General features: G+C 69.6%; 14 protein-coding genes. 7 read left to right on the forward strand and 7 right to left on the reverse strand.

Features of this window, described 5'->3' with window-relative positions; all coding sequences use genetic code 11:
* The 3 genes from VFB40_RS26270 to VFB40_RS26280 all read right to left on the reverse strand — a co-directional run.
* The coding region (locus VFB40_RS26270; RefSeq protein WP_324855298.1) for a M48 family metallopeptidase at positions 1 to 1023 on the reverse strand (1023 nt) is incomplete at its 3' end.
* The gene (locus VFB40_RS26275) at positions 1020 to 1826 is read right to left on the reverse strand and encodes an RNA polymerase sigma factor (RefSeq protein WP_324855300.1); all 807 of its coding nucleotides are present in this window, start codon (positions 1824 to 1826) and stop codon (positions 1020 to 1022) included. The genes VFB40_RS26270 and VFB40_RS26275, both read right to left, overlap by 4 nt.
* Entirely contained in the window at positions 1823 to 2035 is a 213-nt protein-coding gene (locus VFB40_RS26280) for a hypothetical protein (RefSeq protein WP_324855302.1), read from the reverse strand. The genes VFB40_RS26275 and VFB40_RS26280 overlap by 4 nt, the downstream gene beginning before the upstream one ends.
* Positions 2036 to 2293: 258 nt before the next feature.
* Between VFB40_RS26280 and VFB40_RS26285 the strand changes: the two genes are divergently transcribed.
* The 4 genes from VFB40_RS26285 (at position 2294) to VFB40_RS26300 (ending at position 5213) form a co-directional block, all read left to right on the forward strand.
* Entirely contained in the window at positions 2294 to 2941 is a 648-nt protein-coding gene (locus VFB40_RS26285; protein WP_324855304.1) for a class I SAM-dependent methyltransferase, read from the forward strand.
* A gap of 113 nt (positions 2942 to 3054) precedes the next feature.
* Entirely contained in the window at positions 3055 to 4563 is a 1509-nt protein-coding gene (locus VFB40_RS26290; protein ID WP_324855306.1) for a phospholipase D-like domain-containing protein, read from the forward strand.
* 42 nt (positions 4564 to 4605) lie between these two features.
* Positions 4606 to 4782 carry a hypothetical protein gene (locus VFB40_RS26295; RefSeq protein ID WP_324855308.1) on the forward strand — a complete coding sequence of 59 codons (177 nt, stop codon included), beginning with the start codon at positions 4606 to 4608 and terminating at the stop codon, positions 4780 to 4782.
* Between the two features lie 74 nt (positions 4783 to 4856).
* Positions 4857 to 5213 carry a VOC family protein gene (locus VFB40_RS26300; protein ID WP_324855310.1) on the forward strand — a complete coding sequence of 119 codons (357 nt, stop codon included), beginning with the start codon at positions 4857 to 4859 and terminating at the stop codon, positions 5211 to 5213.
* A gap of 57 nt (positions 5214 to 5270) precedes the next feature.
* Here the strand turns inward: VFB40_RS26300 and VFB40_RS26305 are convergent, their stop codons facing one another.
* Positions 5271 to 6368, reverse strand: a complete 1098-nt coding sequence (locus VFB40_RS26305) for a helix-turn-helix domain-containing protein (RefSeq protein WP_324855312.1) — start codon at positions 6366 to 6368, stop codon at positions 5271 to 5273.
* Positions 6369 to 6910: 542 nt separating this feature from the next.
* Here VFB40_RS26305 and VFB40_RS26310 point away from each other — a divergent pair.
* Positions 6911 to 8665, forward strand: coding sequence for an ABC transporter substrate-binding protein (locus VFB40_RS26310; RefSeq protein WP_324855314.1), 1755 nt, complete (start codon positions 6911 to 6913; stop codon positions 8663 to 8665).
* A gap of 96 nt (positions 8666 to 8761) precedes the next feature.
* Here VFB40_RS26310 and VFB40_RS26315 read toward each other — a convergent pair whose 3' ends face one another.
* Genes VFB40_RS26315 through VFB40_RS26325 form a run of 3 tightly spaced genes read right to left on the reverse strand, consistent with a single transcriptional unit; the run spans position 8762 to position 12334 of the window.
* Positions 8762 to 9970 (reverse strand): cytochrome P450, encoded by a 1209-nt coding sequence (locus VFB40_RS26315; RefSeq protein WP_324855316.1) that lies wholly within the window; start codon positions 9968 to 9970, stop codon positions 8762 to 8764.
* Positions 9967 to 11970 (reverse strand): non-ribosomal peptide synthetase, encoded by a 2004-nt coding sequence (locus VFB40_RS26320; RefSeq protein WP_324855318.1) that lies wholly within the window; start codon positions 11968 to 11970, stop codon positions 9967 to 9969. The genes VFB40_RS26315 and VFB40_RS26320 overlap by 4 nt, the downstream gene beginning before the upstream one ends.
* A complete protein-coding gene (locus VFB40_RS26325) occupies positions 11858 to 12334 on the reverse strand; it encodes a YbaK/EbsC family protein (protein ID WP_324855320.1) in 477 nt (158 codons plus the stop codon). Before VFB40_RS26325 ends, VFB40_RS26320 begins: the two co-directional genes overlap by 113 nt.
* Positions 12335 to 12415: 81 nt before the next feature.
* Here VFB40_RS26325 and VFB40_RS26330 point away from each other — a divergent pair, with 81 nt between their 5' ends.
* Positions 12416 to 13030: a helix-turn-helix domain-containing protein gene (locus tag VFB40_RS26330; protein WP_324855322.1), complete on the forward strand. Its 615-nt coding sequence runs from the start codon at positions 12416 to 12418 to the stop codon at positions 13028 to 13030.
* Positions 13027 to 13776, forward strand: coding sequence for a thioesterase II family protein (locus VFB40_RS26335; RefSeq protein WP_324855324.1), 750 nt, complete (start codon positions 13027 to 13029; stop codon positions 13774 to 13776). The genes VFB40_RS26330 and VFB40_RS26335 overlap by 4 nt, the downstream gene beginning before the upstream one ends.
* The last annotated feature ends 207 nt before the right edge of the window (positions 13777 to 13983 follow it).

Below are 13983 nucleotides of genomic sequence, written 5' to 3' on the forward strand. Positions count from 1 at the left end.
TAGGGCGAGGCGCCGATCGCGCTCGCGCTCATCGGCAGCTGATTCGCGTGCTGCCAGTGCTTTGAGACGGGTGGCGAGTCCCGGATGCGTGTCGTGCCGGTCGTCGGAATCCTTCGGCGTGGCAGCGCGCAGTGCGTGGAACTGGTCGCGGTAGTACGGGTCGTCCAGCATCGCACGGTAGGCGCTGAACGGGTCGTCGGGCAGGCGTCCGGCCCTGCGCATCGGGGCGATGACCTGACTGCTGAACGCCGACCAACTGGCCGCGATCGCATGCACGGAGCGCAGCGCATCACCGGTTGTGCGCGCACCGGCGATGCGGGCGGCCGCAGCGTCGGCCTCCAGTTCTTGCCGCCGATTGACCGCGAGCGCGATGCGATAGTAGAGGCGCGCGTACTGGGACAGCGGGGCGTGCAGTATCCAGGCGAACGACACGCCGCCGTTGCTGCGCATCGCTTGCAGCCGGTCCAAGGTGCCCTGCAGCGACGCGGAGCCGCGGTACACCAGAGCGGCGAGCCGGGTGTGGTTGTTCGCGTAGTGGCCGAGCTCGTGACAGAGCACTGCGCGTAGCTCGTCCGCGTCCAGGCCCACGAGGAGCGGCGCTCCGACGTAGAGCACCCTGGTGCGGCCCTTCATCAGCCCGAGCAGATAGGACTCCTCGAACACCATGGCGTTCGCCTCGCCGATCAGCCGGATCTGCGACGGCGGCCGGGTGCCCACCTCCTGGGCCAGCTGCTCGACCGCCTCCCACAGCTCCGGGGCCCGCTTGCGGCCGACGAGCACCGAGTCCGGCAGCGGCGCGTTGGACCGGCTGACCGCGAACACCCCGTAGAACGCGGCGAGCAGCATGGGCACGCTGGAGACGATCACTCCCGGCATCGCGGGCGGCAGCCCCTCGCCGGGCGGAACCGGCAGACTGGCCCACAGCACCAGCATGCCGATATCCCCGCCCACCACGGCCAGAACCACCAGGTAGAAGCCGATCAGCAGCCCGAGCGCGAGGGCCGCCCGCAGCGCCGTCCTCACCGGTCCGCCTCCGCCCCGTACTCCTCCCCGTCGTCGGTGCCAGCGTCCTGATCAGTACCGCTGTCGGGGCCGTCGCCGTCGATCGCTTCGCCGAGCGCGGATTCGATCCGCGCGCGAACCCGTTCCACCGCTTCCGGCGAGTCCTCCACCCCCTCGCGCAGCCAGCGCTCGGCGGCGCGCAGCATCGCGGTCAGCGTGTCCACGGATGCTGACATCCGTGCGCCGGGAACCGTGATGGGCACGGGGAAGCGACCGTTCGGCACCAGCGAGTCGTCCGCCGAGCCCCGGCGGCGCCTCGGCTCCAGCTCCAGCACCCGCTCCAGCGTGCGCCGGGCGTTGCGGACATTGCCCGCCACGGTGACGCGCCGGATGCCGAGCTTGGCCGCGATCTCCTCCTGGGGCATCCCGAAGAGCGTGTGCAGCACGAGCGCGGTTCGCTGCTTCGCGGGCAATCCGGCCAGCGCCTCAAGCACCGCCATCGCCTCGGCGGTCTGTTCCGGCGTCGCATCGTGCGGAACGGGCATCACGTCGATCACCTTCCGCTCCCTGGCCTTTTTACGCGCCTGGGCGCACAGCTCGTTGCGCAGCACGGTGTACAGCCACGCCTCGGGCGCCTCGTACTCCTCACGGATGCGGTCCCAGGACCGGAACGCGGTGATATACGTGTTCTGTACCGCGTCCTCGGCGTCCTGGCGGTGCCTGCAGAACATCATCGCCCTGGCAAGCAACCCCGGGCTGGTGCGGGCGAAGAACGCGGCGAAGTCCTCCCGCTCGACCGATCCGCGCACGTAGTCCGCCTTCACCGGCTTACCCCCAACCCCTGCACTGGACCGTCGACGAGGACCAGGACGACCAGGACGGCGGGAGCCTGGCCCGCGACCGACGCCCGCACCGCGAGCCGCCCGCCGCGCTTCCCGCGCCGCCGGTGCAGCGACACGAGCAGCCGCTCAGCCGCCCGGCACACCAGCTCGACCGCCATCTCCGTCACCATCGACACTACCGGCAACTGCATCTCGGGACACCGCCTCTACGCAGAGTTCTTAGTCTGTGTGGACACCGGTATGAGTCGTCCCGAGGCCGAAATGTTTATGGGGACCTTCCGGCGCGCCGCCCTCTCGCGCCGCCGGTAATGTGGGCGCGTGCCAGCGAACAAGGCGATAAACGCAGCTCCGACGCGCCGGCGGCTCCTGGACGGCGCCGTTCAGACGGTGCGCGCGCACGGGATCACGGGGGTCTCGGCGCGCACAGTGGCCGGTGCAATCATCGGCGTATGGTGAGTCTCGACCAGCAGACCGAGTATTGGAACGCCACCGGTGCGGGCAAGACGTTCACGCATCCCCTCAACACGGCCTGGCTCTCCCGGCTCCAACCGAGCGCGCGCATCCTCGACTACGGATGCGGATACGGCCGTCTCGCGGGAGAACTACACCAGCGCGGCTTCACCGAGGTCGAAGGCGTCGATCTCTCGCCCGCGCTGATCACCCGCGCCCGGCGGCAGTGGCCGGCGGTGCGGTTCTCCGTGATCGACACGCCGCCCGTTCTGCCCCACCCGGACGAAAGCTATGACGCCGTCCTGCTGTTCGCGGTGCTCACCTGCGTCCCCACCGACAGCGGGCAACGCGACCTGCTCGCCGAACTACGCCGGCTCCTGCGCCCCGGCGCCCTGCTCTACCTCAGCGACATGTGCCTGCAACCCGACGAACGCAACCGCGCCCGATACGAGGCGAACGCCGCGAAGTACGGTGTGTACGGCGTCTTCGAAACCGGCGACGGCGCCGTCTTCCGCCACCACGACCCGGCCTGGCTCCGCAGCCTGCTGGCCGGGTTCGACCAGATGGCGCAACGGCAGATTCCGGTGCAGACGATGAACGGTCACGGCGCGCAGATCACCCAGCTCCTCGCCGGCAAGATCCGCTGAGGGGCGCCTACCGCACTTCACCGCCGGTCGGCCGCGTCGGAACAGGTCCACGGCTATACATTCGCCTCAGGCGCCGGCGGTTTGTCCGATGGCAGGGCGGGAAAGCAGGGGCAGTGGACAGTACAGGCCAGGCAGGCAGCCGACCTGCGACCTCGGCGCGGGTGCGGCAAGCGCTGCGCGGCACGGCACTGCTGGGTGCTGTCGACGAGCGTCTCGGCGCAGGCTTGGACGGGCTGGTGCGCGCCCATCACCGACGCAGGCTGTCCCGGCTGGGTTGGGCGCCCGTGTCGAACCCCGACGGCAACGCCGGCTTCGCTCATCCCGTCAGGGAAGGCAACGCCGTACGCGTACACATCGACGGCGACGATGCGCTCGCCGCGGTCGCGAAGGCGATCGCCGAGGCGAAGTCATTCGTGCACATCGCCGGCTGGTTCGCCTCCCCCGGCTTCAGGCTCACCCGAGACGCGGACGCGCCCGCGCTGCGCGACCTGCTCGCCGAGGTGGCGCAGCGAGCCCAAGTCAGGCTGCTGCTTTGGGGCGGTCCCCCGTTGCCGCTGTTCAAGCCGACGCGAGCCATGGTCGCGGAAGCCTGCGCCGGATTCACCGAGCGCTCGAACGTGCGGTGCGTCCTCGACCGGCGAGAGCGCACGATGCACTGCCACCACGAGAAGCTCGTCATCGTGGACGGGGAGCAGGCGTTCGTCGGCGGCATCGACCTGACCGATCTCGCCGGAGACCGCCGCGACAATCCGCTGCATCGACCCGACCGCCCGCTCGGCTGGCACGACGCGGCCACCCAACTGCGCGGGCCGATCGTCGCGGACGTGGCGAACCACTTCGCGCAGCGCTGGCGGGAAGCGGCGGGCGAGGAACTGGCCCCCGCTGCCGTCCCGCCCCCGGCCGGCCAGACAGCCATCCAGCTGGCGCGCACCGTGCCCGAGCGCACCTACCGCTTCGCGCCGCGCGGCGACTTCTCCATTCTGGACCAGTACCTCAATGCTCTGAGTAACGCGGAATCGCTGGTCTACCTGGAGAACCAGTTCCTGTGGTCCACCGAGGTGGTCGACGTCCTGGCGCACAAGCTGAGCCGGCCGCCGCGGGACGATTTCAGGGTGCTGCTGATGCTGCCTGAGCGGCCGAACAACGGCGCGGACACCAGCCGCGGTCAGCTCGGCCGGCTGCTCGCCGCGGACGACGGCCACCGCAGGCTGCTGGCCACGACCGTGAACGCGCTCGCCGACCGCACGGTGCGGCCGGGCCGTGTGTACGTGCACGCGAAAGTCGGCATCGTGGACGACACGTGGCTCACCGTCGGCTCGGCGAACCTCAACGAACACTCGCTGTTCAACGACACCGAGGTCAACGTCGTCATCCACGACCCGGCCATCGCCCGCGCCACCCGCCTGCGCCTGTGGTCCGAGCATCTGCAACGACCCGAGGACGAGGTCAACGGCGACCCGGCCCGCATCATCGACGAGCTGTGGCGGCCGATCGCCGAGGAGCAGGAGCGCCGCGAGCGAAACGGAGAACCGCGCACTCACCGCCTGACGCTGCTGCCGAACGTGTCCCGCCATGCCGAACGCCTTCAGGGACCGCTGCGCGGCCTGCTCGTAGACGGCTGACCGGCCCCGCACCGCGCGGAAGCGGCGCCGGTGCTCGCTGGCATGTCGGCTCGCGGGAATGCCATCCGCTCGACCTCGTTCCTTCCGCCCTCGGTCCTCGGCGACCGGGGCGCGGCATTCGACGCCGACCGCGCGGCGACGCTACTCCCCCACGGCAACGGCGCTGTCTTCGCCGAGACCGTGAGTTTCGCCTACGACCTCGCCCGCAAGCCCGCCTGAAGCCATCCGGAATTTATCCGCGGCGATTCACATTCCGGAAGTAGATTGTCCGGAATGGCGTTTAGGGTGGCGCTATGGCTATCGCAAGTTTCCCGGGCCTCGTGATCGACTGTCCCGACGCCGGCGCCCTCGCGGCGTTCTACGCGGCGATGCTGGACTGGAAGATCGAGGTCTCCTCAGACTGGGCCGAGATCGTCGCCGAATACGGGCAGCGCATCAGCTTCCAGCAGGTGCCCGACTTCACCCCGCCGCAGTGGCCCGCCCAACAGGTACCCCAACAGGTGCACCTCGACGTCAACGTCGAGAATCTCGACGCCGCCGAGGAGGCGGTGCTCGCGCTCGGCGCGGTCAAGCACGAATACCAGCCGGGCGAGACTTTCCGGGTCTTCCTCGACCCGGCCGGACACCCGTTCTGCCTCTGCCTGACCTGATCATTCGACTGCCTGACCCGATCTTCGACGCGGCCGGCGGCTCGCACCTGGAGCCCGTCAGAGCCCGTCGCCGGAAATCCGCAGTTGGCCCAGCGCGTCGGCGTTGGCGTTCCACAGCCCTGCCGCTTCGGCCTTCGCCGCCGAAGCGGCTTGGGCGTAGTCGTCGGCCTGCTGGTAGTTCGGGTCCGTCTGGATCGCTCCGGACGTACAGCCGGTCTGAAGGTCGGCGGCGATGTTCGCGTATGCCGTGTCGGACTGCGCGGACGTGAGCCACGCGTGCTTGAGGGCCGCGACGAGCTGGACGTGGTCGGGGACCTTCGAGACGTTCAGGACGGCCAGCTGCTCGACTTGCTCCTGCCGCTTGCGCGCGATCGCCCGCAGCTTGCTCTGCGCGTTGGACAGGTTGCGGCAGCCGTTGAGGTCCCAGATCGCGCCGTTCGCGTCCGAGCGCATCGGCGTGAACTGATAGATGAGCATGTACAGCGCATCAGCCTGCTGCATCGCCGTGCCGCCGGGGCTCGTGGCGGCCGGAACCGGGTTGCCGCTGTTCGCCGGGGCGTCACCCGTGCCCTGGGCCAACACCTTCACGCCCAGGACGGCGGTGACCAGAGTGAGCGCGACCGTGGCCACACGGCTGATCGACACAGCCGGCCGCCCGGACCGCCACCGCGAACCTCGAGGCGCCGCCTCGCGGAAGATCGACGTCTGAGACGGTGCCGCCTCAGCCACGGCCATCGCCACAGCCGCAGGTTCAGGTCCGATGGCGTGATGCTCGCTAGCGGAGACGAGATCACGCACCACGACGGCGTCCTGCTCATCCTGCTCGTCGGCGTCGTACGGCGGCGCAACGTGCAGTTCAGGCTGCGCGTTCGGGCTGGAGGACGCTGAGGGGTGCTGCGCTGCCAGCGCGTGCCAGCGTTCCCGCCACGTCTCAGGGTCCCCGCCGCAGGCCTGCACATAGGCCAAAGTCACGTCCAGCGACGGCAGTCTCGCGCCCGAGGCGGCCACCGACAGCGTGCTCGCACAGAACCCGGCGCGCTTGGCCAGCACCCGGTAGGGCACGTTGCCCGCCGCCTCGCGCAGCGCCCGCAGATCCCACGCGAAACTCGCCAGTGGTCCGGCGCCCGGATCCAGGAAACCCTCGTTGCGCGGCATCCCAAGCCCCCTGTGAGAGAACTACGCCACATCGGCCGCGATCAAGTGCCCACGCGAGGCTACCGGCCCGTACCGCCACCGCGCTCACCACGCTACCAACCAGGACGCCTTACGTCAGTCACCGAAGAGGCGAGGCTCACCCGCCTCAGCCCGCGGACCGCACCAGTCCCGGCCCGGCCTCGATGTTCGGCATTGATTGGCGAACGCCGCGAACCGGCGCCAATCAACATCCCGGGCTCTATCACTGGATGCAGGCCCGGTGGATCCTCTCCTCTATCCATGTCTGCATCGGGGGGCTGGATGATCGGAAAGAGGTTCGCCGTCAAGACGGGAGCGATGGCAGTACTCCCGGACGTCTTCACGGCACTGGTATCCACCGGGCCCGGTGACCGCGCCACCATCATCCCCCGGCCACCATCATCGCCCGCCGGGTCGACACAGCCACCCGACATGATCAGAAGGCACTCCCACCCATGGATGAGCCAGGACCGAACCACCGGGGCCGAGCCCGAAACGTCACCTCGAGAACAGCCGCGGCAGCCGTGGCCGCGCTCGCCCTCGGTGCCGCCGCCTCGTGCAGCAGCGGCACGACCGGGCCCACCGCCCACGGCGCCGACACCATCACGGCGAACTACGCGCTCACCGGCGTGGTCAATCCCTCGACGCACAAGGGCGGCACGCTCGTTCTGGGCGGCACCCAAGATCTCGACTCGGTAGACCCGGTCAACCAGTACTACGCGTACTCATGGGACTTCTCGCGTTACTACGCACGCCCCTTGATGGCCTACAAGGTCGGGGCCCCCGGCTCGGCGTCGATTCAACTGGTGCCGGGCCTCGCCGCCGCCGTGCCGACGGCCTCCGCCGACGGCAAGACGTGGACCGTGAAGATCCGGTCCGGGCTGAAGTTCTCCAACGGAGAGCCGATCACGTCCAAAGACGTCAAATACGCCATCGAGCGCTCGTACGCCGTGGACAGCGTCAACCCGGCCGGCCCCGAGTACTTCCAGGCGGTGCTGACCGGCGGCACCTACCCGGGCCCCTACAAGGACAAGTCGGCCGACCACCTGGGGCTGACCGGTGTGGACACCCCGGATGACACGACCCTGGTGTTCCATCTGGTCGCGCCGTACAACGACTTCCCGTACGTGCTGACGATGCCGCAGACCGCGCCGGTGCCGATCGACGTGGACCAGAACCAGGCGACCGGAGGGCTGAACTACACCGGCACCACCGTGGTCTCCTCCGGCCCGTACACGATCTCCGCGTACACGGCGGGCAAGAACATCACGCTCACACGCAACCCGAACTGGTCGGCGGCCAGCGACCCGAACGACCCGGCGCTCCCGGACAAGATCACGGTCAAGACCGACTGGGACGCGACGCAACTGGACCAGGCGATCCTGGCCGGCACCGTGGAGGCCGACTACGCCGGCAGCGGCCTGCAGACCGCCGACGTGGCCTCGGTGCTGAGCAACCCGGCGAAGAAGAAGTACACGGACAACCCGTCCGCGAACGCGACCCGCTACATCTCGATCGACGAGGACGTGGCTCCGTTCGACAACGCCCACTGCCGCATGGCGGTCGCGTACGCGCTGAACAAGGTGGACCTGGTCAACGCACGCGGCGGCGAGATCGCGGGCGCGAAGATCGCCAACACGATGCTGCCGCCGGGCGTGCCGGGCCACGTCAACGCCAATCCCTACCCGACCGGCGCGGACAGCAAGGGCGACGTGGCCAAGGCCAAGGCGGAACTGGCGGCCTGCGGCAAGCCCAACGGCTTCTCCACCGGGATCATCACGATCAACACCGGCAAGGGTCCGGGCGGGGCGATCGCGCTGCAGAACGCGCTGGCGCGGGCCGGCATCACCACCACCATCACGCAGGTGGAGGGCTCGAAGTACTACAGCCAGAACCTGCAGCGCCCCGAGGTGATGAAGAACAAGGGCTACGGCCTCGCGCTGGCCGCCTGGGGGCCAGACTGGCCGACCCCGTTCGCCTTCTTCTCGCAGATCACCGACGGCCGCCTGCTCACGGCGACCAGCAGCGGCTCGAACTACGGCAGGGTCAACGACCCGGTGATCAACGGCCTGCTCGACCAGATGAGGGCGGCCAAGACCTCGAGCGAGGCCGCGGCGCTGGCCAGCCGACTCGACGCCCAAGTCATGTCCGACGCCATGTACATCCCCTACGGCTACGACACGCTTCTGCTCGCGCGCGGCAAGGATGTCACCAACTACTACATCTCGAATGCCTACAACGGTTTGCCGGACCTGATCGCCATGGGCGTCGTCTCCTGATCACGCCTCAGCTGACGACCTAACCCTTCGGCCTGGACCCAGCTGCTCCCCGTCACGGGCGGGCAGCTGGGTCCGGGTCTTCTGTCGGGCTTGTGCCTAAGCCGCCGATTCGAACGCGACCGGCAACCGCTTGACACCGCTGAGGAACGGCGAGCGGACCGGCACCGCGGGACCGCACCGAGTGACCGTGTAGGGCGACTCGATGAGGTGCCGGAACAACGAAGTCAGCTCCACGCGCGCAACGCCGCGCCCGACACAGCGGTGCACCGCGCTGCCGAAGCCGAGATGCCGGTTCGGGGACCGGCCCACGTCGAACCGGTACGGCGCGGCGAAAACGGACTCGTCGCGGTTGGCCGAGATCAGCCACACGGTGACGATCTCCCCCGGCGCGATGGTCATCCCGCCGACCGTCCTCTGGCTGCGGCACATGCGCAGCACCTGGCGCACCGGCGAGGTCCAGCGCACGATCTCGTCCACGGCCCTGGTCAGCAGCGCAGGGTCCTGACGCAGCCGGTCGAACTCGGCCGGGTTGTCGAACAGCGCGTCCAGGCCGCCGGCCGCCGCCGAGCGCGCCGTCTCGTTGCCGCCAAGCAGCAGGCTGAAACAGTTGAGCGCGATCTCGTAGTCGTCCAGCCGCCGCCCGCCGACCTCCGTGTTGATCAGCAGGCTGACGAAGTCGTCGCCGCCGTTCTTGCGCCGGGCCCTGGCCAGCACGGTGAAGTAGTCGATGATCTCGCTGTTCGCGGTGGTGCGTGCGGCGTCGGCGGTCGCGTCGGCGGCGAACTCGGGATCCTCGGCCGCGAACGTGGCCAGGCTCAGCCGGGCGAGCAGCGGCCGGTCCGGCGCGGGCACGCCGAGGAAGTCGCAGGTCACTTCGATGGGCAGGTGGTCGGCGATGTCGCGGGCGAAGTCCACCTGACCGGCCGCCGCGGCCCTGGCCAGCAGGTCGGCCACCACGTCGTCCACGCGCGCGGACAGCTCGGGCAGCGGATGCGCGTTCACGGCGTGGTTGAGCAGCGCGCGGATCTCAGTGTGCTGCGGCGGGTCCGCGACCGTGACCATGACGCCGGCGGCCGGATCGCGCTCGCGCCGGATGCGCAGCATGTTGCCGTACTCGGAGCTGAACGCGGCCGTGTCGGCCAGCACGTCGACCGCGTCCGCGTATCGGGTGACGACCCAGAAGCCGCCGTCCGGGCCGGGATTGCGGTACACCGGCTCGTCGCGGCGCAGCGTCGCCAGCGCGTGTTCGAACGCGTCGTCGACGAACATCTGCGGGTCGCTCAGGTCGATCGTGGCCTCGCTCATCGCGACACCGCCTCGGACATGCCGCGTCGCGCGGGCGCAGCGGGCTCCGCGGGCCTCGCGGGCCTCGCGGGCCTCGCGGGTACCGTCCGCCCCTGCGCACGCGCCGCGGCGTCGAGCGCCGCGGCGAACTCGGCCAGGGTTCGCGCCTCGAGCAGCGAGCGCATCGGCAGGTCGATGTCGAGCTCGTCCCTGACGCGCATCACGAACTGCGTCGCCTGCAGGGAGTTGCCGCCCGCGTCGAAGAAGTTGTCGCCGATCGCCGCCTCCCCGACCATTTCGCGGTAGACGGCGAGCACCAACTGTTCCGCCGGATCCCCCGACACCTCGTCTTCAGCTGGCGCGTCGACCTCCATCTCCGGCTCAGCGTCTACAGCATCACTCGCCGCCAACGCCCCCCGGTCGATCTTCCCGCTCGGCAGCAAGGGCAATTCAGCCAGTCGGACGAAGCGCGCCGGCACCATGTGCGCCGCCAGGTAACGGCGCGTCAGGTCTCGTAGTTCCTCGTCCGGCACCTGTGCGTCGTCCTTGGCCACGTAGTAGCAGCGCAGCTCGTCCGTACTGACATCGACCACTGCGACAGCACGCACTACCGCCGGATGCGTTTCCACGACGCGTTCGATCTCGCCCGGCTCAATACGCAGTCCGCGGACCTTGATCTGGTCGTCGAGCCGGCCGTGGAACTCAAGGCAGCCGTCGGCGCGGCGGCGCACCTGGTCTCCGGTGCGGAACATCAGCGCGTCTGCCGACCGGCCGAACGGATCCGGCACGAACCGGAGCGCGGTCAGCTCGGGCCGGCGCCAGTAGCCGCGGCCGACGCCCGGCCCGCCGATGCACATCTCGCCCAGTTCGCCGTCGGGCACGGGACTCAGCCGATCGTCGAGCACGTACAGCTGTTGTCCGGGCAGCGGATAACCCCACGGGATGGCCCCTTCCGCGTCCTCCGGGCGCACGCGGTACCACGTCGAGCAGTACGACGTCTCGGTCAGACCCGCCAAGTTGAACAGCTGCGCCGCCGGCGCGACCGCCCGGGCCAGCCCGATCACGTCGGGCGGGAAACGGTCGCCGCCGAGAGCAACGACCCGCAGGCTGTCCGGCAGCGCGCGTCCGGTGGCCAGCGCCCGCTGCAGCACCAGGTCGAAGAGCGCGGGCGCCGAGTTCCACATCTGCACCTGCTGGTCGTGCAGCATCGTGATCAGCCGGTCCGGGTCGTTGACCTCGTCCGGTTGCGGCACCACCACGCAGCCGCCCAGCAGCCAGGTGCCGAAAACCTCGAACACTGACATGTCGTAGTTGAGGGACGAGATCAGCGCGATCCTGAAGCCGTCGGCCACCGGCAGCACTTCCACCAGCCCGCGCAGCGTGTTGATTACGCCGCCGTGCGCGTTCATCGAGCCCTTGGGCCGGCCCATCGAGCCCGAGGTGTAAATGACATAACAGAGATCGTCTGCACTGACCAGCGCCTCCGGCGGCTGGTCGAGCCGGCCCGGCGTATCGCAGACCGCGACGACTCCAACCGCCGGCAGTCGGCGCGCGGTCTGCAGGACGTCCACCACGACAGTGTCGATCTCGCTGTCGCGCACCATGAAGTCGAGCCGCTCGCGGGGATAGCCCGGATCGAGCGGCACATATGCGCACCCTGATTTGAGGATTCCGAGCAGGCCGATCAGGCCGTCGATTCCGCGGTGCGCGCAGATGCCGACGAGCCGGCCGGGCCGCGTGCCGCGCTCCCGCAGGGCGTGGGCCACTACGTTCGCGCGCTGGTCGAGGTCTCGGTAGCTCAACCGCTCGGCGCCGCAGACGACGGCAGGCGCGTCAGGCCGGCTCCTGGCATGTTCGAAGACTGATTCGTGGAGTAGCACGGCTCTCCTCGGCTGGTGTTTTCCTGCGCTATCCGGCCACCTCGGTGGCGGTTCCGTGCGTGATGCGTAACAGTTCGTCGAATGTGGTGGGGAAAGAGGCGTTGGGATGCCCGGCCGCGGCCCACACGGTCTCGTGCTCACGCAACGCGACGTCGACGAGCGTGGGCAGCGGCTGCGGGTGGCCGACCGGGGCGACGCCGCCGATCGGCTGGCCGGTGGCGGCGCGGACGAACTCAGGCGTCGCGCGCCGCAGCTCCTGAACGCCGAGCAGGGCCGCGCACTTGTCCGTATTCACGCGGTGCGCGCCGCTGGCCAGGATCAGGAACGGCCGGCCGTCGCCGTCGAACACGAGGCTGTTGGCGATGGCGCCGATCGGAATGCCGAGCCGTTGCGCCGCCTGCGCGGCGGTGGCGACCCGCTCTGAGAACATGTGCACCTGTCCGGCGACCTCGAGCGCGGCGAGCCGGTCGGCTACGGCTTGGGCATTGGGGTGCAGCGGCGGCATGGCTCTCCTCCGCGACCGGGCATCTCATTCTGTACATAGAACGATTCGTTCTGTTTAGTAGACTATGGTCCTGGAGGTCGCATGTCTAGCAGCACCCTTGAGGAGCCGGTCCGCACCATCGCCCGCAACCTGCGGCGGCTGCGCGAGAACGCCGGCGTGTCGCTGTCCACGCTGGCCAAGGCCGCCGGCGTGGGCAAAGGCACGCTGTCGAGCCTGGAGGCCGGCGCGGGAAATCCGACCATTGAGACGCTGTGGGCGCTCGCGAAGGCGCTCGACGTACCGTTCGGCGAGCTGCTGGCGCCGGTACGCTCGCCCGCGGTCTCGGTGGTGCGCGCGGGCGAGGGCATCGAGGTGACCGGCTCCGCGGGCCGGCTCTGGCTGCTGGACCGGGTGGCCAGCGACCTGTTCGAGCTGTTCGACATGACGTTTCCGGCCGGGCAGCGGCACGAATCGGGCGCGCACCGCGGCGGCGTATACGAGCACATACTCGTCATCTCCGGACGGCTGATCACCGGCCCCTGCGACAATCCGGTCGAGCTGAACGCGGGCGACTTCGTGAGCTTCACCGCCGACGCGCCGCACCTTTATGCCGCGCCCGACGGCCCCGCGCGGGCCGTGCTGGTCATGAACTATCCGGGTCGCAATCGCGGTCGCGACATGGCGGCCACCCCAGAACCCAGTCGGGAGGCGACGTGATCGAATGGTTGACGCTGTCCAAGGCGGCAGCGCCGTCAGCTCCGATGCTGCTGTGCGTACCGTTCGCCGGCGCGGGGCCGTCGGCGTATCGGGACTGGCCGGACGAGCTCCCAGGCGTCGAGGTGCGCGCGGCCTATCTGCCGGGCCGTGAGCGGCGCTTCCGCGAGCAGGCGCCCCGCGACATCGCCGCGCTCACCGCAGATCCGCAGCCCCTGGCCGAGTTGGTCGAAGGCCACCGCTACGCGCTGTTCGGCCACAGCTTCGGCGCGCTCGTGGCGTTCGAACTGTGCCGCACCGCGCGCCGCCACGGCCTCGCCGCACCCGAAGCGCTGCTCGTATCCGGCTGCCGCGCGCCAGACCTTCCGGCGCGCCAGCGAACCTACGAGCTGCCCGACGACGCATTCGTCCGCTCGCTAGACGACCTCGGCGGCACGCCGCCCGCCGTGCGCGCCAACCGGGAGCTGATGGAGCTGCTGCTGCCCACCCTGCGTGCGGACTTCGCCGCCGCGCAGACCTACCGGTTCAGCACCGAACCGCCGCTGACCACGCCAATCACGGCGTTTTGCGGCCAGGACGACCCGGGCGTCCCGGTCGAGGACATGGCCGGCTGGGCACGCCACTCCCACGGAGAATTCAGCCTGCTGACGCTCCCGGGCGACCATTTCTTCATCGCCGAACACCGAACTCGGATCGCCGCCGCCGCCCGCGACGCGCTCTTCAGCGGCCGCTCCACGCCCACCCGCTGACTACACGCCGCGCCAGCAGCCCGCGCAACAAACAAAGCCACGACGGGTGGATCAAGAACAGTCAGGATGCCCCGGTTCTGCGCGCGAGAACTAAGCGGTACCGCGCACTGCCATCCTTGTGATGGCCCAGAGCCGTCAACGGGACGCTCGTCACTGCAAATCCGGATGCTGTCAAGTCGTCGCAGACCGCGCCAATCGGCCACGTGC

This window comes from Actinocrinis sp. (assembly GCF_035650855.1).
In the GTDB taxonomy this organism is placed as follows: domain Bacteria; phylum Actinomycetota; class Actinomycetes; order Streptomycetales; family Catenulisporaceae; genus Actinocrinis.